The sequence below is a fragment of the Nonomuraea sp. KM88 genome, assembly GCF_052245635.1.
Taxonomy (GTDB): domain Bacteria; phylum Actinomycetota; class Actinomycetes; order Streptosporangiales; family Streptosporangiaceae; genus Nonomuraea.
This window is the reverse complement of sequence record NZ_JBQQCC010000011.1, coordinates 112,751-131,136: the sequence shown is the minus strand read 5'-3', so window position 1 is coordinate 131,136 and position 18,386 is coordinate 112,751. Positions and strand designations below refer to the sequence as shown.

15 protein-coding genes are annotated in these 18,386 nt (G+C 69.9%); 12 read left to right on the top strand and 3 right to left on the bottom strand.

All coding sequences use genetic code 11. The features are described from left to right. Nucleotides 1–76 precede the first annotated feature (76 nt). The 7 genes from ACTWPV_RS29610 (at nt 77) to hisC (ending at nt 9,408) form a co-directional block, all read left to right on the top strand. The gene (locus tag ACTWPV_RS29610; RefSeq protein WP_347646064.1) at nt 77–1,627 is read left to right on the top strand and encodes a glycosyltransferase family 4 protein; all 1,551 of its coding nucleotides are present in this window, start codon (nt 77–79) and stop codon (nt 1,625–1,627) included. Nucleotides 1,628–1,760: 133 nt separating this feature from the next. After that, nucleotides 1,761–3,008 (top strand): nucleotide sugar dehydrogenase, encoded by a 1,248-nt coding sequence (locus tag ACTWPV_RS29605; RefSeq protein ID WP_443154298.1) that lies wholly within the window; start codon nt 1,761–1,763, stop codon nt 3,006–3,008. A 19-nt stretch (nt 3,009–3,027) separates the two neighbouring features. Further along, on the top strand, nt 3,028–4,116 hold the full coding sequence (locus ACTWPV_RS29600; RefSeq protein ID WP_347646066.1) for a glycosyltransferase: 1,089 nt from the start codon (nt 3,028–3,030) through the stop codon (nt 4,114–4,116). 33 nt (nt 4,117–4,149) lie between these two features. Continuing rightward, a complete protein-coding gene (locus ACTWPV_RS29595) occupies nt 4,150–5,937 on the top strand; it encodes a DUF4434 domain-containing protein (RefSeq protein ID WP_443154297.1) in 1,788 nt (595 codons plus the stop codon). Nucleotides 5,938–5,995: 58 nt separating this feature from the next. After that, nucleotides 5,996–6,661: an NUDIX hydrolase gene (locus ACTWPV_RS29590; protein WP_347646068.1), complete on the top strand. Its 666-nt coding sequence runs from the start codon at nt 5,996–5,998 to the stop codon at nt 6,659–6,661. Nucleotides 6,662–6,760: 99 nt separating this feature from the next. Beyond that, nucleotides 6,761–8,296 (top strand): serine/threonine-protein kinase, encoded by a 1,536-nt coding sequence (locus ACTWPV_RS29585; RefSeq protein ID WP_443154296.1) that lies wholly within the window; start codon nt 6,761–6,763, stop codon nt 8,294–8,296. 50 nt (nt 8,297–8,346) lie between these two features. Then, entirely contained in the window at nt 8,347–9,408 is a 1,062-nt protein-coding gene (gene hisC, locus ACTWPV_RS29580) for a histidinol-phosphate transaminase (RefSeq protein WP_443154295.1), read from the top strand. A 5-nt stretch (nt 9,409–9,413) separates the two neighbouring features. Here hisC and ACTWPV_RS29575 read toward each other — a convergent pair whose 3' ends face one another. Genes ACTWPV_RS29575 through ACTWPV_RS29565 form a run of 3 tightly spaced genes read right to left on the bottom strand, consistent with a single transcriptional unit; the run spans nt 9,414 to nt 12,683 of the window. Further along, nucleotides 9,414–10,949 (bottom strand): hypothetical protein, encoded by a 1,536-nt coding sequence (locus tag ACTWPV_RS29575; RefSeq protein ID WP_443154294.1) that lies wholly within the window; start codon nt 10,947–10,949, stop codon nt 9,414–9,416. 22 nt (nt 10,950–10,971) lie between these two features. Next, a complete protein-coding gene (locus tag ACTWPV_RS29570; protein WP_443154293.1) occupies nt 10,972–11,799 on the bottom strand; it encodes a carbohydrate ABC transporter permease in 828 nt (275 codons plus the stop codon). Beyond that, entirely contained in the window at nt 11,796–12,683 is an 888-nt protein-coding gene (locus ACTWPV_RS29565) for a carbohydrate ABC transporter permease (RefSeq protein ID WP_347646073.1), read from the bottom strand. The genes ACTWPV_RS29570 and ACTWPV_RS29565 overlap by 4 nt, the downstream gene beginning before the upstream one ends. 177 nt (nt 12,684–12,860) lie before the next feature. Between ACTWPV_RS29565 and ACTWPV_RS29560 the strand changes: the two genes are divergently transcribed. The 5 genes from ACTWPV_RS29560 to ACTWPV_RS29540 are packed head-to-tail and all read left to right on the top strand — an operon-like array spanning nt 12,861 to nt 18,384. Continuing rightward, the gene (locus tag ACTWPV_RS29560; protein ID WP_443154292.1) at nt 12,861–14,144 is read left to right on the top strand and encodes an ABC transporter substrate-binding protein; all 1,284 of its coding nucleotides are present in this window, start codon (nt 12,861–12,863) and stop codon (nt 14,142–14,144) included. Beyond that, on the top strand, nt 14,128–15,126 hold the full coding sequence (locus ACTWPV_RS29555) for a Gfo/Idh/MocA family protein (RefSeq protein ID WP_443154291.1): 999 nt from the start codon (nt 14,128–14,130) through the stop codon (nt 15,124–15,126). Before ACTWPV_RS29560 ends, ACTWPV_RS29555 begins: the two co-directional genes overlap by 17 nt. Further along, nucleotides 15,126–16,835 (top strand): heparinase II/III family protein, encoded by a 1,710-nt coding sequence (locus ACTWPV_RS29550; RefSeq protein ID WP_443154290.1) that lies wholly within the window; start codon nt 15,126–15,128, stop codon nt 16,833–16,835. The genes ACTWPV_RS29555 and ACTWPV_RS29550 overlap by 1 nt, the downstream gene beginning before the upstream one ends. Continuing rightward, on the top strand, nt 16,832–17,587 hold the full coding sequence (locus tag ACTWPV_RS29545; RefSeq protein WP_347646077.1) for an amidohydrolase family protein: 756 nt from the start codon (nt 16,832–16,834) through the stop codon (nt 17,585–17,587). The genes ACTWPV_RS29550 and ACTWPV_RS29545 overlap by 4 nt, the downstream gene beginning before the upstream one ends. Beyond that, the gene (locus ACTWPV_RS29540; RefSeq protein ID WP_443154289.1) at nt 17,584–18,384 is read left to right on the top strand and encodes an amidohydrolase family protein; all 801 of its coding nucleotides are present in this window, start codon (nt 17,584–17,586) and stop codon (nt 18,382–18,384) included. Before ACTWPV_RS29545 ends, ACTWPV_RS29540 begins: the two co-directional genes overlap by 4 nt. Nucleotides 18,385–18,386 lie beyond the last annotated feature (2 nt).

Sequence of the window (18,386 nt, the reverse complement as noted above, 5' to 3'; positions counted from 1 at the left end):
GAAGTCCGCCCGTGCCGGCGTCGGTGGACTTCTCAAAGGCTTCGTCCAGCACCCGATCATCGTTTCCCGGGTGGTCATGACGAAGGTCAGATCCGACCCCGTCCGCGTGGCCCAGGCCGCCGCCGACACGCTTCCGCCCCGGATGCGGCCCATCGTGGGCAGCGTGGCCTGGCCGGCCGCGCGCCGGGCCCGGCGCATGGTGCGCAAGTTCGGCATGCGCGTGGTCAAGGGTCCGTGGAACGAAGCCAAGACCCACTGGGACGCCGGCCGCGTCAGCGAGGCCGCCGCCGTGCTCGAGGCGCACACCAAATACCCCTTCGTCAAGCGCAGGGCCGCCTACTACCGAGGCGAGTTAGCCGCCATCAGCCCCGACCCGATCCCGCCGGCCCCCAAGGTGGCCATCCTGAGCCGGGTCGAGAACCGCGTGCTGCACGTCGTCACCAACGCGCTGCCGTACACGCAGGCCGGCTACACCGTCCGCACCCACCGCATCGTCAGCTCGCAGAAGGCCGCGGGCATCGACCCGCACGTGGTCACGAGCTGGGGCTGGCCGATGTTGCAGGGCCACGCCGACGCGGCCCCGTACGAAGAGATCGACGGCATCCCCTACTACCGGCTGCTGCCGGACGGGCACGGGGAGATGCCGTTCGAGACCCAGGGCCGCATCACGCGGGGCGCCGACGGGGTCACCAAGCTGGTGACCGAGCTGCGGCCGCGGGTCGTGCACGCCGCCACCGACCACCGCAACGGCTCGATCGCCCACGCCGTGCGCGACAGGACGGGCACGCCGTTCGTCTACGAGGTGCGCGGCTTCCTGGAGGAGACCTGGGCCTCGCGCGACCCGATCCGCGTCGGCAGCCAGCGGCACGTGCTCCAGCGCGAGCGCGAGGCGTTCCTGATGCGCGAGGCGGACGCCGTGGTGACGCTGGCCGAGACGATGGCCGCCGAGATCGTCGAGCGCGGCGTGCCCAGGGAGAAGATCCACCTGGCGCCCAACGCCGTGGACGACTCGCTGCTGTCGGCCCACTACGACGGCGCCTCGTTCAGGCAGGCGTACGGCATCGAGCCCGGCGAGATCGTGGTCGGGTCGGTGTCCAGCATCGTGGCCTACGAGGGATTCGCCACACTGTTGCGGGCCGCCGCGCTGCTGCGTGACGACCGCACCCCGGTGCGGGTGCTCATCGTCGGCGACGGCACCGAGCGCGACAACCTGCTCGAGCTGGTCGACGAGCTGGGTCTGAGTGACGCCGTCCTGCCGGGGCGGGTCGGTCCCGAGGAGGCGCTGCAGGCGCAGGACGCCATCGACATCTTCGTCTGCCCGCGCGAGGACCTTCGCGTGTGCCGACTTGTTACGCCATTGAAACCGGTCGAGGCGATGGCGCTCGGCAAACCCGTCGTGCTGAGCGATCTGCCCGCGCTTTCCGAGCTCGTCGGCTCCGACGGCGCCGGAATGCTCGTGCCGCCCGGCGATCCCGCCGCGCTGGCCAAGGCGCTCGCCGGGCTCAGGGAAGATCCCGGCAAGCGCGCGGAGATGGGCGATGCGGGACGGGCCGAAGTGGCGGCGAAGCGCACGTGGAGCCGGGTTGCCGAGACTTATCAAGCTCTATACCGGTCTCTTGGTGAATGATGACCTTCGTGTTGGCTGTCTCTTACGACGGGTTCGGTCGCATTAGGCGTGAGCTAGGTGGACTTGAGATAACCTTTGCGACCATGAAGTGTTGTTTCCGGCTCCTCAAGGCACAGCTGTGACAGAAATCGACTTGGCTGTCATCGGTCTGGGCTACGTCGGCATGCCGCTCGCCAAAGAGGCGGCGGCCGCCGGGTTGCGGGTCGTCGGCGTGGACGTCGACCCCCGCAAGGTCGACGCGCTCAACGCCGGGCAGTCCTACATCGATGACCTGACCGACGCGGACCTCGAGCACATGCTGGCCAACGGGTTCAGCGCCACGCTCGACGAGACCGTGCTGGCCAGAAGCAACACCATCGTCATCTGCGTGCCCACCCCGCTCGACGAGGACCACCGTCCTGACCTGTCGGCCGTGGAGGGCGCCACCAAGACCGTCGCCCGCAACCTGAGCAAGGGCACGCTCGTCGTGCTCGAGTCCACCACCTGGCCGGGCACCACCGACGAGGTGGCCAGGCCGCTGCTGGAGAGCTCGGGACTGCGCGCCGGCGAGGACTTCCACCTGGCGTTCTCGCCCGAGCGCATCGACCCGGGCAACCCCAAGTTCGGGCTGCACAACACCCCCAAGGTCGTCGGCGGCTACACGCTGACCTGCCGCGACCGGGCGACGGCGTTCTACGGGGGATTCATCGAGCAGGTGGTGCCGGTCAGCGGCACTCGCGAGGCCGAGATGGCCAAGCTGCTGGAGAACACCTACCGGCACGTCAACATCGCCCTCGTCAACGAGATGGCGATCTTCTGCGACGAGCTCGGCATCGACCTGTGGGAGTCGATAGAGGCCGCCGCGACCAAGCCGTTCGGCTTCCAGAAGTTCCTGCCAGGACCGGGCGTCGGCGGGCACTGCATCCCCGTCGACCCGTCCTACCTCTCCTACACCGTGCGCAAGCTCGGCTACCCGTTCCGGTTCGTCGAGCTGGCGCAGGAGATCAACGAGCGGATGCCGTCGTACGTGGTGGCGCGGGTCCAGCGATTGCTGAACAGCAACAAGAAGCCCGTGAACGGCGCCAAAGTGGTTATGCTCGGCGTCACGTACAAACCGGATATCGCCGACGAACGTGAGACCCCGGCGCTCCCGGTGGCGCGGGCGCTGCTGGAACTGGGAGCGGAGCTCTCGTTCGCCGATCCGTACGTCAAGGAGTGGTCGGTCGACGGCACCCCGGTGCCGCGTGAGGAGGATCTCGCCGAGGCCGTGACCAACGCGGACGTGACGCTGCTCCTGCAGCAGCACGCCGCGTTCGACCTCGACATGGTCGAGGCGAAAGCCAAGCTCGTGCTGGACACCCGAGGCGTTCTCGCCGAGGGTGAACGCGTCGAGCGGCTGTAGCGACGGAGGGCTGCGCGCAGTGCACGTGCTCGTCATGACGGTGGTGCATAACCCCGAGGACGCGAGGATTCTGCATCGGCAGATACGCGCTCTCGTGGACGCCGGTCATGAGGTCACGTACGCGGCGTCCTTCACCGCTTTCGGCGTCGTCCCCCGTCCCTGGGTCACGGGCGTCGATCTGCCCAGGGCCGCACAGCGCAAACGCCTGTCCGCGGTGTGGGCCGCCCGCCGGCTGTTCAAGCGCATGCGCGACAAGGTCGACCTGGTCCTGGTCCACGACCCCGAGCTGCTGTTCGCCGTGTGGGGCGTACGCAACAGGCCGCCCGTGGTGTGGGACGTGCACGAGGACACCCCGGCCACGCTCTCGCTGAAGCCCTGGCTCCCCTCGCCCCTGCGGCCGCCCGTGCGCTTCATGGCCCGCATGCTCGAAGGCACCGCCGAGCGCCACATGCACCTGATGCTGGCCGAGACGGCGTACGCGGGCCGGTTCAAGCACGCCCACCCCATCGTGCCCAACGAGACCTGGGTGCCCGACTCCGTGACCCCGCCCGGCGACGACCGGGTCGTCTATCTCGGCTGGCTGTCGCGGGCCAGGGGCGTGATCGAGGCCGTCGAGGTGGCCAAGCTGCTGCAGCCGTACCGCGTGGCCGTCGAGCTGATCGGGTACGCCGACCCGCAGAGCCGTCCGATGCTCAACCAGGCCGTCACCGAGGGCCTGCTGGAATGGCGCGACTTCATGCCCAACGACGAGGCGCTCAAGCGGCTCGACGGGGCGCTCGCGGGGCTTTCCTTACTCCACGACGAGCCCAACTACCGGCATTCCATGCCGACGAAGATCGTTGAGTACATGGCCCACGGCATCCCCGTCATCACCACCCCCTCCCCGCGCGCTGTCGAGCTGGTCGAACGTTACGACAGCGGCGTCGTCGTGCCGTGGGAGGACCCCAAGGCGGTCGCGCAGGCGGTGCTGACCCTCCGCGACGACGTGCGGGAGCGGCGGGCCCAGGGGGCGCGCGGTTACGCGGCGGCCCGCACCAACCATCACTGGCCCAACTCCGCGAAGCGGTTCGTCGCCCAGCTGGAGTCGTGGGCGGGCCTCAGCCGATAACGGTTCTCCTTCAAGGGCGGTAGGTACCTGAACGTGCGCTGGCTTTTCCTCGCTGTGGGCGCGGCCATTCTCGCCGTTGTGGCGGCGGCGATCATCGTGTTTCCCATCTCGTCGGAGCAACCGGTCACCCGGCCGGCCACGCCCAAGCCGTCGAGCACCCAGCCGACACCGAAGGTGAGCGCGGTCACCGACCGGTGTGGAACGTTCGAGACGAAGGAACAGGCCCCCTACGCCGTCACCGGCTACTGGATCACCCCCAAGTCCAACCCCTGCACCTGGCGCAAGCAGTTGCAGGAGATCCACAGCGTCGGCGGCGACACGATCATCAGGATCGGCTACGGCCTGCAATACCGCCCCGTCACCCGCTCCGGCGAGATCAAGACCAAGGACGGCGAGCTCGACTCGCTGTACGAGGCGTGCGAAGAAGACGGCCTGACCTGTCACGACGCCGCCGAGCGGGATCTGAAGAAGGCCAACCCCGGTAACCGGATCGGCCGCACGTACGTCTACCGCACCGACGAGTCGTTCGGCGAGGGCCTGTTCCGCTGCCCCGAGATGGAACACGCCATCCAGACGCCCAAGCGCACCTATTTCCGGCTCATCACCCAGCCGGACGGCTCGGACGACTCCACGTGCGACTTCAGCGGCAAGGCCGTCTCCTACGACATGATCCTGATCGCGGGCAAGCCCACGGACAGCCTGACGGAGCTGCTCGGGCTGGCCGACCAGTTCGGCATGCGGGTCTTCCCCGCGCTGCCGCTCGCGCCCCGCGACCCCAAGACGCCGACGAGGGCCAACAAGAAGCACATCGGCACGCTCACCACGGTGACGCGGCGCATCCTGCAGGACTACGGAGTGCGCTTCGCCGAGCGCGAGTCGCTGGGCGGCGTCTACCAGCCGTTCGAGGTCCAGATGTCCGACACCCTGGCCGACAACCCGACGCTGGAGGTCTACGCCGACCAGCACCGGATCGTGGAGCAGGAACTCCCCGGCAAGCCCATCCTGATCAGCCCCTACCTCGACGCCCGCAAGCGGGTGGCGTTCGGCCAGACGCCCAGGCAGGTGGCCGAGGGGTTCAGGGCGCTGACGAAGACGGGCGTCGGCATCATCGCGCCCCAGGACAGCCGCGGCACCGGCAAGGTGGGCCTGTTCTGGCCCGACGAGCGCGAGAGCGAGGTCGACGAGCGGCTGCGGCCTGTGGTGGGGGAGTCGACGTACGAGACCGCGTACCACGGCTCCACGCGCGAATACTACCGCGAGATGTCGCTCGCCCGCGAAGAGCTGCTCATGGCCGGTTACGAGGTGCAGCTGTGGGCGAACGTGGAGGCGTTCGAGCCGTCCGGCGACCAGCCGTGCGCCCCGCACGGCACCCGCGGCAAGACCGACAAGAAGCGGCTCGACCAGGCCGTGACCATGGCCGGGCGCTACGTGCAGAAGATCGTCTCCTACATGTGGAGCGACTTCATGACGTGCGGCCAGCCCTCGCTGGAGCAGGAGATCACCGCCGACTGGCGGCGGCCGCTCGCGGTCGACGCGATCCGCCGCGGGCGTGACGTCCAGGACGGCGTGGAGGTGCGCGGCTACAACTTCAGGGGCGGCACGGTCACCATCCAGTGGTCCGGCGGGACCGAGGAGCTGGTGGTGTCCGCGGTCGGCTGGCTCGACGAGGACCCACTGGAGGAACTGCCCGAGGGCATGGCCACCGCGTGGGTGCCGTTCAACTGGTCACAGGTGCCGGCCGGAGAGTGGGTCAGGATCGGGGTGAAGCTGCCGTCAGGGCAGTCGACGACGGAGCCGTTACACGTGCGGATCGACACCTGACCTCGAGGGCCGTCGCAGCGTTCGCTCCCCGTCCGCGGCTGCGTGTAACGTGCCTGCCATGGTCCCGAGCATCCCGGTCAGCGTCGACCTGGTCGTGCTCACCGTCCGCAACCAGGCGCTGAGCGCGCTGGTGTGGCGGCGCGACAATCCGCCGTTCCTGCGGCGCTGGTCGCTGCCCGGCGGCTTCATCCAGCTCGACGAGGACCTGCCGGCCGCCGCCCACCGCATCCTGGCCGAGCGGGCCGGCCTGCCGGGGGCGCCCGTGCACCTGGAGCAGCTCCAGACCTACGGCTATCCCGACCGCGATCCCCGCCAGCGGGTGCTGAGCGTGGCCTACCTCGGCCTCGCCCCCGACCTGCCGGCCTCGGAGAAGGCCCACATGAGCTGGCAGCCGGTCGACTCGCTCGCCGTCATGGCCTTCGACCACCGCCGCATCATGAAGGACGGCGTCGAGCGGGCCCGTTCCAAGCTGGAATACACCCCGCTGGGCGCGGCCTTCTGCCCGCCCGACTTCACGGTGGCCGACCTGCGCCGCGTCTACGAGATCGTCTGGGGCCGGGTGCTCGACCCCCGCAACTTCCACCGCAAGGTCACCAAGGCCGAGGGGTTCCTGGTGGAGACGGGCGCGACCACGACCCGCGACGGGGGCCGCCCGGCCAAGCTCTACCGCCGGGGCCCGGCCGAGCTGCTCCACCCGCCGATGTTGCGCACCCTCAAAGACTGACGCGCTCGCGCTTCCCCGGAAAACCGGACATTCAGCTCCGTACGCCCGTAAGATCACATGTCAACATGCGGGCCGGTCGCGAATCGAGGGAGACGGCGGATGGCAGGGGATCCCTTCGGCGCCGGCGACGGCCCGATGACGCCGCTGCTCGCCGACCGCTACCGGCTGCTGGCGGAGCTCGGCCAGGGCGGCATGGGCACGGTCTGGCGGGCCATGGACGAGCTGCTCCAGCAGGAGGTCGCCGTCAAGGAGGTCAAGCTGCCGCCCGACCTCGACGCGGCGTCGCGCGAGGAGCTGACCCAGCGCACGCTGCGCGAGGCGCGGGCCGCGGCGCGGCTGCGCTCCCACCCGTCCATCGTCACCGTGCACGACGTCGTCCTCGACGGCGGCCGGCCGTGGATCGTCATGGAGCTGGTGCGGGGCCGCTCCCTCGACCAGGCCGTACGCGAGGGCGGGCCGCTGCCGCCGCACAGGGTCGCCTGGATCGGCACGCGCATGCTCGACGCGCTCGGCGCCGCGCACGCGTCGGGCATCCTGCACCGGGACGTCAAACCCGCCAACGTCATGCTCACCGACGACGGGCGGGTCCTGCTCACCGACTTCGGCATCGCGAGCGTCTCCGGGGACGCCGAGCTCACCCAGACCGGGTTCCTGAGCGGCTCGCCCGGCTACATCGCCCCCGAGCGCCTGCGCGGCGAGGCCGACGGCCCGCTCGGAGACCTGTGGTCGCTCGGCGCCACGCTGTTCACGGCGGTGGAGGGCACGCCGCCCTTCGCCCGGCCCAACCAGGCGGCCGTGATGGCGGCGGTGCTGATGCAGGAGCCCGACCCCGCACGGCGGGCCGGCCCGCTCGCACCCGTGCTCGCCGCCCTCCTCGACAAGGACCCGGCGCGACGCTGCACCTCCGACCAGGTGGCCGGCTGGCTCGACGCCATCGCTCAGGGCAACCCCACGACCGACCCGGCCCTGAGCAGGCAGCGGACCGCGCCCGGCCGCCTGCCCCGCCGCCCCCGCCGCCGGGTCGTCGTGGGCTCCACGATCGCGGTGGCGCTGGTCACGGCGGCTGCGGTGGCCATGGTGCCGTTCATGCCGAACATCATCCGCACGATCGCGTTCATCGTGACGCCCCGCGCCACCTACTCCGTGCCGCAGACGTTCGCGAGCGTGCAACCGTCGCCGTCGCCGCCGAAGAAGAAGACCCGCGACTTCGAAGCCTGCGACCTGCTGACGGCCGCGCAGGTGCGCAAGGTGCTCGGAGGGCCGGCGAAACGCCAGTTCGTCGTCGCCGCCAGCTGCGGGTGGAGACGGGACGACGGCAGCAACGTGAGCCTCGTGGCGAGCCGCATGGCCATGGGCGTCGAGATGGCCTTCGACCAGTCGGTCGTGACCATGAAGGAAGAGCCGAAACGTGTCCCGGGGACCAAGCTCCGCAAGGGGCCGAAGGTCGGGGACGAGGCGTTCAGCTACACCCAGAAGACCCCCTTCTCGTTCAGCGGGCAGCTCTACAAGACCGACATCACCTTCCGCTCGTCGGACGTCTGGGTGCAGGTGGCCGTCACCACGCGTAGACCCGGGTTCGCCGCGGGCGACAGGGCGGCCAGGTTCGTCCAGGCGTCCCTCGTCAAGCTCCGCTGAAGGCAGGGACGGGTGATGCTTCACCGCGCCGCGCCTTCTACAGTTGGGCCATGCCTCGTTTCCGCCACATTCTCGACACCATGGCCCCGTACAAACCGGGCAAGGCCGTAGCGGCTCCCGATGGGCGGTCGTACAAACTGTCGTCCAACGAGACGCCGTACGACCCGCTGCCGTCCGTGGTCGAGGCCATCGCCGAGGGGGCGCGGCAGATCAACCGCTACCCCGATCCCGGTGCGACGAAGCTGACCGAGGCCGTCGCCGAGCGCTGCTCCGTGCCGCCCGAGCACGTCGCGCTCGGGGCCGGGTCGGTCACGGTGGCGCAGCAGCTGTTCGAGACGGTGGGCGAGCCGGGGGTCGAGGTCGTCTACGCGTGGCGCTCCTTCGAGGCCTACCCGCTCCTCGCCGACCTGGCCGGGGTCACCTCGGTCCAGGTGCCGCTGGCCGGTGAGGACCACGACCTCGACGCCATGGCCGAGGCGATCAACGACCGCACGCGCCTGGTGTTCGTGTGCAACCCCAACAACCCCACGGGCACGGCCATCCGCCGTGGCGCGCTGGAGGCGTTCCTCGACCGCGTGCCCGAGCACGTGCTCGTCGTGCTTGACGAGGCCTACCACGAATACGTCCGCGACCGCGACGTCCCCGACGGCCTCACCCTCTACCGCGACCGGCCCAACGTCTGCGTCCTGCGCACCTTCTCCAAGGCGTACGGGCTGGCGGGCCTGCGGGTCGGCTACCTGATCGCGCAGGAGCCGGTGGCCTCGGCCGTGCGCAAGACGATCATCCCGTTCGCGGTCAACCACCTCGCGCAGGTCGCGGCCATCGCCTCGCTGCGGGCGGAGGACGAGCTGTTCGACCGGGTCGAGCAGGTGGTCAAGGAGCGCACCCGGGTGCGGGAGTCGCTGCTCGCGCAGGGCTGGACGGTGCCGCCCACCGAGGCCAACTTCGTCTGGCTCCGGCTCGGCGGGCGCACCCTCGACTTCGCCGCCGCGTGCGCGGCGGAGGGCGTGGCGGTCAGGCCCTTCGCGGAGGAGGGCGTCCGCGTCTCGATCGGCTCTCCCGAGGCCAATGACGCGTTCCTGGCCGCCGCCGCCGCCACTTTCGCCAGGTAGGGCCGTCAATCCTGCCGGCGGGCCTGCCAGTTGAGGTAGCCCACGCCGGCGATGTGGGAGCCCTGGCTGGGTTCCAGCGCGCGCGCTTCGTAGATCGACCTGGCGTGGTCGAACACCACCCGGTCCCACTGCGCCACGGCCATCCACCGCGGCGCCTGGAGATACTGGCCCGAGGAGGCCAGGCCGCCGGTGCCGTCGACGCGCAGGAACGTGGTCGGCACGCCGTCGGGGTCGGTGGTGGCCATGTTCTTGCTGTAGGACCTGGCGAACCTGGCCATGTCGGCGCCCTTGAAGCCGAGCCCGTGACGGAAGGCGAGTGCGGCGAACTCGACGTCGATCGCGCCGTGGCTGAGGTCCTCGATCTGCTTGGCGCCGTTGCCCGACGGGGTGAACTCCGAGATGCCGTCGGCGGCCGAGAAGCCCCGGTAGGTCACGCCGAACGACGGCCAGTAGGACCAGGTGTAGGCGTCCTTGTCGTTCGTCCTGAGCTCGCGGGCGAAGGTGCGGGCCATCCGTCTGGCCCGGTCGGCGTAGGCGGGGTCGCCGGTGGCGGCGGCGATCTCGGCGTAGGTGAGCCCGAGCGCGAGGAACTGGTTGGTGGGCATCTCGGTGCCGTCGTAGCCGAGCGGGGTGCCCTTCACCCAGGCGAGGTGCCCGCCGCCGTCGTCGCTCTGCCGCCATTCGCGGTCGTGCACGGCGGCCGCGGCCTTGGCGGCCTCGAGATACTCCGCGGCCTTGGCCCGGTAGCGCGGGTCGGCGCGGAGCTTCGGCGTGCGCATCACGATCCGGGCGAACGACGCGATCGGGTAGGTGATCATGCCGGTGTGCACCGCGAAGATCACGGGCTGGGAGACGAGCTGGGTCGCGCCCTGGGCGGGGGGCGCGACCTCCCCTCCCTCGCGCAGGTCGCGCGCGGTGACCTGGGTGGGCGTCGGGTAGGCGTCGAGGATCCTGCGTACGGCGTAGTCGGGGGAGTCGGGGTCCATGGACAGGTCGGTGAAGGTGGCGACCGCGCCGGTCCTGCTGGTCTTCACCTCTAACGTGAAGCGGTCCTCGCCGCTGCCCGCCCGTACGGTGGCCGTGGTCAGGTCGGCGTAGGACAGCGAGCTGCGCACCTCCAGCACGGGCCGGCCGGTCGCGTCCTTCAACGCGGCGATGCCGACCGTGTAGGGGTGCATCGCCCGCCACGCGGGCAGCGACTCCCCGCGATAGTCGGCCACGCCGCGCTCGGAGTCGCGGTTGCCCAGCACGAGGTCGATGTTGGTGACCAGCCGGTCCAGGTAGTGGGTGTCGCGGTAGGCCTCGTACATGCGGATGAAGGCGGCCAGTACGTAGGACTGGCCCCAGGCCAGGCCGCCGTGCTCGTTGTTGTCGGTCGGCTGCCCCACGGCGCCGCTCTCGTGGAAGGTCCGCTCGAAGAGGTCGAACGTCTCCCGCGCCGTGTAGTCGTGGCCCGCCGAGGCGCGAGCCGTGCCCGTGTGCACGGTTCCCAGCACGCCCATCGCGAGCGCGCCGAGACCGAACTGCCTGCGTGTCACCATCGATCCATCACCTCCGGCGGCGTCAGCCCTTGACCGCGCCGCGCATGCCTTCGAGTACGTGCCGTTGCATGATCATGAAAACGATGACGACCGGGATGATCGAGATGATCGTTCCGGCCGCCAGGCTGCGAACATCCGTGCCGGTGATTCCGGCGAGATAGGCGATCCCCAGCGCGACCGGGTATTTCGCCGAGTCCTTCAGCACCACGAGCGGCCAGATGAAGCTGTTCCAGACCGAGATGAAGCCGAAGATGCCGAGGATCGCGAGGGTGGGGCGGGCGGCGGGGAGCATGACGTGCCAGAAGATCCGCAGTTCGTGGCAGCCGTCGGTGCGGGCGGCGTCCACGACCTCGCGGGGCACGCCCGCGAACGTCTGCCGGAGCAGGAAGATCCCGAAGGCGGAGAGCACCCCGGGCAGGATCACCCCGGCGAACGTGTCGGCCATCCCGAGTTCGGAGACCACGAGGAACCTGGGGATGAGCATGACCTCGCTCGGCAGGAACATCGTGGACAGGATGGCGAAGAAGATGAGGTTCTTGCCCCTGAAGGTCATCAGGGCGAGCGGGTAGGCGCACAACGCGGAGACGACGATGTAGAGCGGCACCGTCACGCCGACGTAGATCACCGAGTTGAGCAGGTAGGTGGGGAACGGGATGGCGGTCCAGGCCTCGACCGCCCAGTCGAGCACGGGCGGCCGGGGGATGACGTCGGGCGGGAAGGAGAAGACCGCCTGGCCGGCGGGCTTCAGCCCAGCGCTGAGCAGGATCAGGAACGGGCCGACGAAGACCAGGGCGATCGCCGTCAGCAGGATGTACATCCCCGCGCGCCGCAGTGTCATGGGCAGGCTCATGGGGTGACCGTCCGTCCGCGGGTGAGCCGGTAGTTGAGGATGGCCATGGCGATCATCAGCACCCAGAGCACCAGGCCCATCGCGCTGGCGTAGCCCATCTCGTAGTGCTCGAACGCCGCCGACCAGATGTAGTAGCCGAGGGTGAGGGTGGCGTCCTGCGGGCCGCCCCTGGTCATCACGTAGATGGAGGTGAAGGCCTGCATGGCGTCCAGCATCTCCACCGTCACCGCGACCGCGATGTACGGCACCATCAGCGGCACCGTGATGTGGCGCAGCCGGTGCCAGGCGGTGGCGCCGTCGACCTTCGCGGCTTCGTACAGGTTGGCGGGGATGGTCTGCAGCCCGGCCAGATAGATCATCATGTAGAAGCCCATGCTCTTCCAGCCCTCGACCAGGACGAGCGCGGGCAGCGCCCAGAAGGGGTCGAGGAGGTACTGGATGGGCTGGTCGAGGAGCCCGGCTCCGGTGAGGATCCAGTTGAGCACGCCCTGCTGGTGGAAGACGTATTCCCAGGCGACGCCGACGGCGACCATCGAGGTCACGACCGGCAGGTAGTAGAGCATCCGGAACGTTCTGATGCCGGGGAGTTTCTGGTTGACCAGCACGGCCAGCAGCAGTGGCACGACCACCAGCAGCGGGAACATGCCCACCAGGAAGAGCAGCGAGTTGAGCAGCGCGGTCCAGAATCTGCTGTCTCCGACGATCCTGGTGAAGTTCTCCACCCCGACGAAGACCGGCTGCGACACCACGTCGTACTCGAGGAATGACAGCTGGATCGCGGTGATCGCCGGCCAGGCGAAGAACACGCCGAACAGGGCGAGTGCCGGGATCACGAACAGGTAGGGCGTGTACCACCGCTGCCCTGGGATCCGGCCGGCGGCCATCGCATCACATCCTTTTTGCCGTCCTAAGATTTGATAAAGGCTGGCCAGAATTTGGGGAAGCGTACATTCGGCTGATCGACATGGTCAAGACCTGCCTCTTGACGTTCCGTCTCAGGGCTGACATGGTGCCGAAAGTGGCGATAAAGGACGGCCATATCTTGCAGGAGGCTCGCGGAGATGACTCGATGTGCCTTAACGATCGGCGCGCTGGCGCTGTCCCTCTTCACCGCCGGCTGCGTCGCCGGCACGTCGCCCCAGACCGCCGCCGCGCCCGCGGACGACCAGCCCTTCGAGGGTGAGGTCGAGTTCTGGACGATCAACCTGAAGAAGAACTACAGCGACTACATCACCGGCCTGATCGCCCAGTACGAGAAGGAACACCCCAAGGTCAGCATCAAGTGGGTGGACGTCCCCGGCCAGGAGAGCGCGACCAAGCTGCTCGCCGCCGTCGCCAGCGGCGACGTGCCCGACGCGGTCAACGTCAACTCGGTCGAGCTGGGCAGGTTCGTCCCGTCGCTGGAGCCGCTCGACGCCTATTTCGGCCAGAAAGAGCTGGCCGACTTCCAGCCCAACCTGGTCGAGCCGATGCGGATGGACGGCAAGCTCTACGCCGTGCCCTGGTACAACGGCGGCTCCCCCGTCGCGATGTACCGCAAGTCGGTCGTCAGCAAGGCCGGCTTCGACGAGAAGGCTCCGCCCACCTCCTTCGCCGAGGCGCTCGCGCTGGCCGACAAGGTCTACGAGAAGACCAAGGTCAACGGCACCAACGCCATCCCCGACCACACCGCGCTGCGCTATCACGGCGTCTCCCTGCTGACGGACGACAAGAAGAAGGCGGCCTTCAACACGCCCGAGGCGATCGCCGTCCTGGAGACGTTCAAGAAGAGCTACGACAAGCACGGCATCGCGCCCGGCGCCATCTCCAAGGACATCCGCAACCTGCCCCAGTCGCTGGAGAACGGCCAGGTCGCCTTCAAACCGATGGCCAACGCCGCCGAGCTGCTCAACATCCAGAAGAACGCCCCCGACGTCTACAAGGACCTCGTCATCACCGAGCCGGTGAAGATGAACACCGGCGGCTACCTGCTGCTCGCGCAGCAGGCCTTCTCCATCCCGAAGGCCTCCACGCACAAGAAGGCCGCCGCCGAGTTCATCAAGTTCTTCACCAACGGCGTCAACCAGCTGGCGTTCTGCAAGATCGTGCCGATCTACCCGTCCACGGTCTCGTCGACCAAGGACCCCTTCTTCACCGAGGCCGCGGGCGACGACCCCATGGCCGCCGCCCGCCAGGTGATCGTCAAGGGGCTGCCCCAGCTGCAGTACCTCCCGCTCGGCACCAGCAAGGACGCCGAGCTCGCCGAATACCTCATGGAAGAGGTCAGAGCCTTCCTCCAGGGATCCCAGAGCGCCGAGGAAGCACTCGACGCCGCCGAGAAAAGATGGAATGACGCACTTGCCTGAACTTCGCATCGGGATCGTCGGCGCCGGCCTGATGGGCCGCGGCCACGCCGAGGTCCTCGCCGCCCATCCCGCAACCGAGATCACCGCGGTCGCCCGCAGGCCACTCGAACACGCCCCAGGAGCGACCGTCTACCCCGGCTACCAGGAGCTGCTCGACTCCGGCACCGTGGACGCGATCTCCATCACCACCCCCGACCACCTGCACGCCGACGTCATGGTGGCCGCCGCCCGCGCCGGCGTGCACATCCTGGTCGAGAAGCCGTTCACCACCACCGTGGCCGACGCCGACCGCGCCGTCGCCGCGATCCGGTCGGCCGGCGTGGTGGCCATGTGCCTGTTCAACCACCGCTGGGTGCCGGCGTACGCGCAGGCCAAGGAGCAGATGCGGGTGATCGGCGAGCCGGTCGTGGGCTACGCGCGCAAGGACGACACGATCTACGTGCCCACCGAGATGATCGGCTGGGCCGACCGGACCACCTGCGCCTGGTTCCTGTCCAGCCACGACATCGACCTGCTGACCTGGCTGTACGACGACGAGGTCGTCGAGGTGTTCGCCACGGCCAGATATGGCAAGCTGCGCGGCCGGGGCATCGACACCCCCGACGCCATGCAGATCCAGGCCAGGTTCGGAAGGGGCGCGGTCGCCACGTTCGAGTCGGCCTGGATCTACCCCAACACCTTCCCGACCATGGTGGACAGCTACGTCACCGTGGCCGGCGAGACGGGCGCCATCCAGCTCGACCGGCAGAAGGAGAACATCCAGCTGGCCACCGAGGACGGCTACACCTACCCGAGGAACATGCTGCAGCGGGTCGTGCACGGGGTGCCCGCGGGGGCCTACCGCGACGCCATCCACCACTTCGTGGACTGCGCGATCGCCGGCACCGAGCCGCTGATCACCGTGGAGAGCTCCCGGCACGTGACCGCGGTCCTGGCGGCCGCGCACGAGTCGGCCCGGACGGGGCAGCCGGTGAAGCTCTGATGGGGACGTACGTGGAGAAGCCGCCGCACGTTGACCAGGCGCGGATGCGGCACATCACTGACGAGGCGCTGCTCGCCGAGCTGGGCGTGACGACGGTCGCGCAGGCCCGGCCGTGGCGGCGGCCCGACCCGGTGTGGCCGCAGCCCCGGCCCGAGGACGTGGCGGAGGCGGACCGGCTGATCGGGACCGAGGTCGACTTCCTCGACAAGGGCCACGGCCGGTCCCGGCTGTACGGGTTCCACTACCTGCGGTGGATGATGCCCCTGGTCTCGGCCTACGCGCAGACCCGTGACCCGCGCTACGCCCGCGAGTGGGACCGCTTCTTCCGGCAGTGGTACGCGAGCCGCGACCAGGTCGAAGGCGACTGGCCAGGGCTCGACGTGGTCTGGTACTCCCTCGGGGTGTCCTCCCGGTCGATGCACGTCACCCGGGCGCTGGCCGTCCTCTCCACCGAGCCCGCGCTCAGCGACGAGTGCTGGCTGCAGATGATGAAGACCGTGCTCGGCGGCGCCCGGTGGGCGGCCGAGGAGCACGACGAGTTCCGGCACGGCAACTGGCAGTTCGCCACCGTCTGCGAGCTGCTGCACGTCGCCCGCGTGTTCGCCGACCTGCCCGAGTCGGGGCAGTGGGCCGAGGTGGCCAGGGCGCGCATCCTGGAACACCTGGAACGGGACGTGCGCGAGGACGGCGGCCACCACGAGCGCTCCCCCGGCTACCACGGCATGTGCCTGGGAGGCGTGCAGCGGGCCGCGTCCGTCGACCCCGACCTGGTCGCGCACCCCCGTTTCCGCGCCATGCACGACTGGCTGGTCTCGCTGACGACCTCGGGCGGGTGGGTCCCGCACCTGCAGGACAGCGGCGTGGTCTGGCCCGCCGAGATGGTGCGCACAGGGGAGAGGCTGCTGGGTGAGGCGATCGCGCCCGCCGAGGGCTCGCACGCCCTGGAGGACAGCGCCTACACGATCTTCCGCGCAGGCACCCTGCACACCGTGATCAACCACGGGCCGTACATCGGGCACGAGCTGGAGCCGCACAGCCACCACGCGGCGCTCGACTTCGTGCTGTCCGGCTGGGGGGTGCCGCTGGCGTGGGAGGCGGGCGGCCCGCCGTCGTACGACGATCCCGGCTACTACGACTGGTTCCAGGCCACCAGGGGCCACAACACCCTGCTCGTGCCCGGCGAGGAGTACACCGAGGACCGCAGGGCGGCCCGCGACCTGTTCCACGCGGGCGAGCACGTGGACGTCTTCGCCGGTCACCACCACGGCTACCGGGCCAGGCACGACCGCCGGATCGTCTTCGTCAGGAGCGAGCCGTCGTACTGGCTGATCACCGACGCGATCGACGCGGAGGCGATCTGGCTGCTGCACGGCACGTCGCCGTGGGTCGAGCACGGCGGTGGCTACGCGAGCAGCCAGGGCCCCGGGCTGCTCGTGGTGCCCGTGGAGCCGCCGGACGAGGTCACGTTCGGCAGCGGGCGGGCCAGGATCCCAGACCCGGAGACCGCGACCGCCCCGTACGGCGAGATCCACTCGCTGGGGCTGCGCCGCCGCGACGGCCGGTTCACGGTCGCGGTCTTCCCGTTCAGGGACGCGCCGCCCGAGGCCCAGGCGAGCCCGTCCACCATCAGCGTGGGCGGCGTGACCGACACGTTCACCGCGCACGGCTGGGCGCGGGACGGGCTCGCCGAGCACTGGGGCGGCCGATGAGCGAGGACCGGCCGGTCCTGATCGACGCGGACGCCATGCTCGGCCGCCATCCGCGTCGCGACGTGGGCGGGGGGACCGTGGCCGAGCTGCTCGCCGCGATGGACCGCGTGGGCATCGCCGAGGCCGTGGTCGGCAGCATGACGTCGTGGCTGCACGACCCGGCGCGGGGCAACCGCGAGCTGATCGGCCGGCTCGCGGGGGAGCCCAGGCTCAGCCCGTGCTGGGTGATGGTGCCCGACACGTGCGGCGAGACGGGCGCCGGGTTCGCCGGGGCCGCCGTGGAGGCGGGCGTGGTCGCCGTGCGCGCCTTCCCGCTCGATCACGGCTGGGACCTCGCGGGCCCCGACGCGGCCGCCGTTCTCGGCGCCGTGGAGTCCGTACGCCTGCCGCTGCTCGTGGACGCCGGCCAGACCAGCTGGCAGGAGGTGGAGGCGCTCGCGCGGGCACACCCGTGCCTGCGGATCGTCGTCGGCGGCGTGGGCTACCGGAAACTGCGGCAGATCGCCGGCGTCCTGGACAGGACCGGCAACGTGCACATCGGGCTGGCCGACCTGTCCTCCCACCGCGGGCTGGAGTGGCTGGTCGCCCGGTTCGGCGCGGACAGGTTCGTCTTCGGCACCGGAGCGCCCTACCGCGACCCCGCCGAGGCGGTCACCCGGCTGCTCTGGTCGGAGCTCGGGCAGGCGGAGGTCGCGGCCATCGGCGCGGGGAACGTGCACCGGCTGCTGAGGAGGGAGATCCGAGCGGCATGAACGAGTTGACGACGGCTCTGTGGGAGCGCCGCCCGCAGCAGGCTACGAGGATCGTCGACGCGCACGCCCATGCCGGGCCGTACAGCGTGTTCTTCATCCCCGACCCCGACCCGGCCGGGATGATCGGGGTGATGGACCGGTGCGGCGTCGCGCACGCGATGCTCTCCAGCCATCTGGCGATCCAGCTCGACGCCGCCAGGGGCAACGCGGTCACCGCGGAGATCGTGGACCGGGCGCCCGACAGGTTCACCGGCTACCTGACCGTCAACCCGTGGCAGGACCCGGTGGCCGAGCTCGACCGGTGGGGCGGCGACCCGCGCTTCGGCGGGATCAAGCTCCATCCCGACCTGCACGAATACCCGCTGACCGGCTCGCGCTACGCGCCGGTCTGGGAGTACGCGGAGCTCACCGGGCGGCCGGTGCTCACCCACACCTACTCCGGCTCGCCGTACAACGACCTGCCCCTGGTCGACGAGGTGGCCGGGAGGCACCCGCGGGCCACGATCCTGGCGGGGCACTCGGGGGTGACGCCGCTGGGCATCGACCAGTCGATCGAGGTGGCCGAGCGGCACGAGCGGGTCGTCCTGGAGGTGTGCGGGTCCTTCAACACGGGCGCGGACATCGCCGAGATGGTCCGCAGGCTCGGCGCGCACCGGGTCGTGTACGGGTCGGACTTTCCCTTCATCGATCTGCGCATGTCGCTAGGGCGGATACTGTTCTCAGATCTCGGCGACGACGACAGGGCAGCGGTACTCGGGGGCACGATCACCGCTCTGCTCGGGAGAACAGGGGCATAGAG

What these genes read in the sequence shown, in the direction of transcription:
- ACTWPV_RS29555 (WP_443154291.1), top strand. Translation starts at nt 14,128, where the DNA reads ATGACGCACTTGCCTGAACTTCGCATCGGGATCGTCGGCGCCGGCCTG.
- ACTWPV_RS29575 (WP_443154294.1), bottom strand. Translation starts at nt 10,949, where the DNA reads ATGGTGACACGCAGGCAGTTCGGTCTCGGCGCGCTCGCGATGGGCGTG.
- ACTWPV_RS29585 (WP_443154296.1), top strand. Translation starts at nt 6,761, where the DNA reads ATGGCAGGGGATCCCTTCGGCGCCGGCGACGGCCCGATGACGCCGCTG.
- ACTWPV_RS29565 (WP_347646073.1), bottom strand. Translation starts at nt 12,683, where the DNA reads ATGGCCGCCGGCCGGATCCCAGGGCAGCGGTGGTACACGCCCTACCTG.
- ACTWPV_RS29560 (WP_443154292.1), top strand. Translation starts at nt 12,861, where the DNA reads ATGACTCGATGTGCCTTAACGATCGGCGCGCTGGCGCTGTCCCTCTTC.
- ACTWPV_RS29610 (WP_347646064.1), top strand. Translation starts at nt 77, where the DNA reads ATGACGAAGGTCAGATCCGACCCCGTCCGCGTGGCCCAGGCCGCCGCC.
- ACTWPV_RS29590 (WP_347646068.1), top strand. Translation starts at nt 5,996, where the DNA reads ATGGTCCCGAGCATCCCGGTCAGCGTCGACCTGGTCGTGCTCACCGTC.
- ACTWPV_RS29550 (WP_443154290.1), top strand. Translation starts at nt 15,126, where the DNA reads ATGGGGACGTACGTGGAGAAGCCGCCGCACGTTGACCAGGCGCGGATG.
- hisC (WP_443154295.1), top strand. Translation starts at nt 8,347, where the DNA reads ATGCCTCGTTTCCGCCACATTCTCGACACCATGGCCCCGTACAAACCG.
- ACTWPV_RS29540 (WP_443154289.1), top strand. Translation starts at nt 17,584, where the DNA reads ATGAACGAGTTGACGACGGCTCTGTGGGAGCGCCGCCCGCAGCAGGCT.
- ACTWPV_RS29545 (WP_347646077.1), top strand. Translation starts at nt 16,832, where the DNA reads ATGAGCGAGGACCGGCCGGTCCTGATCGACGCGGACGCCATGCTCGGC.
- ACTWPV_RS29570 (WP_443154293.1), bottom strand. Translation starts at nt 11,799, where the DNA reads ATGAGCCTGCCCATGACACTGCGGCGCGCGGGGATGTACATCCTGCTG.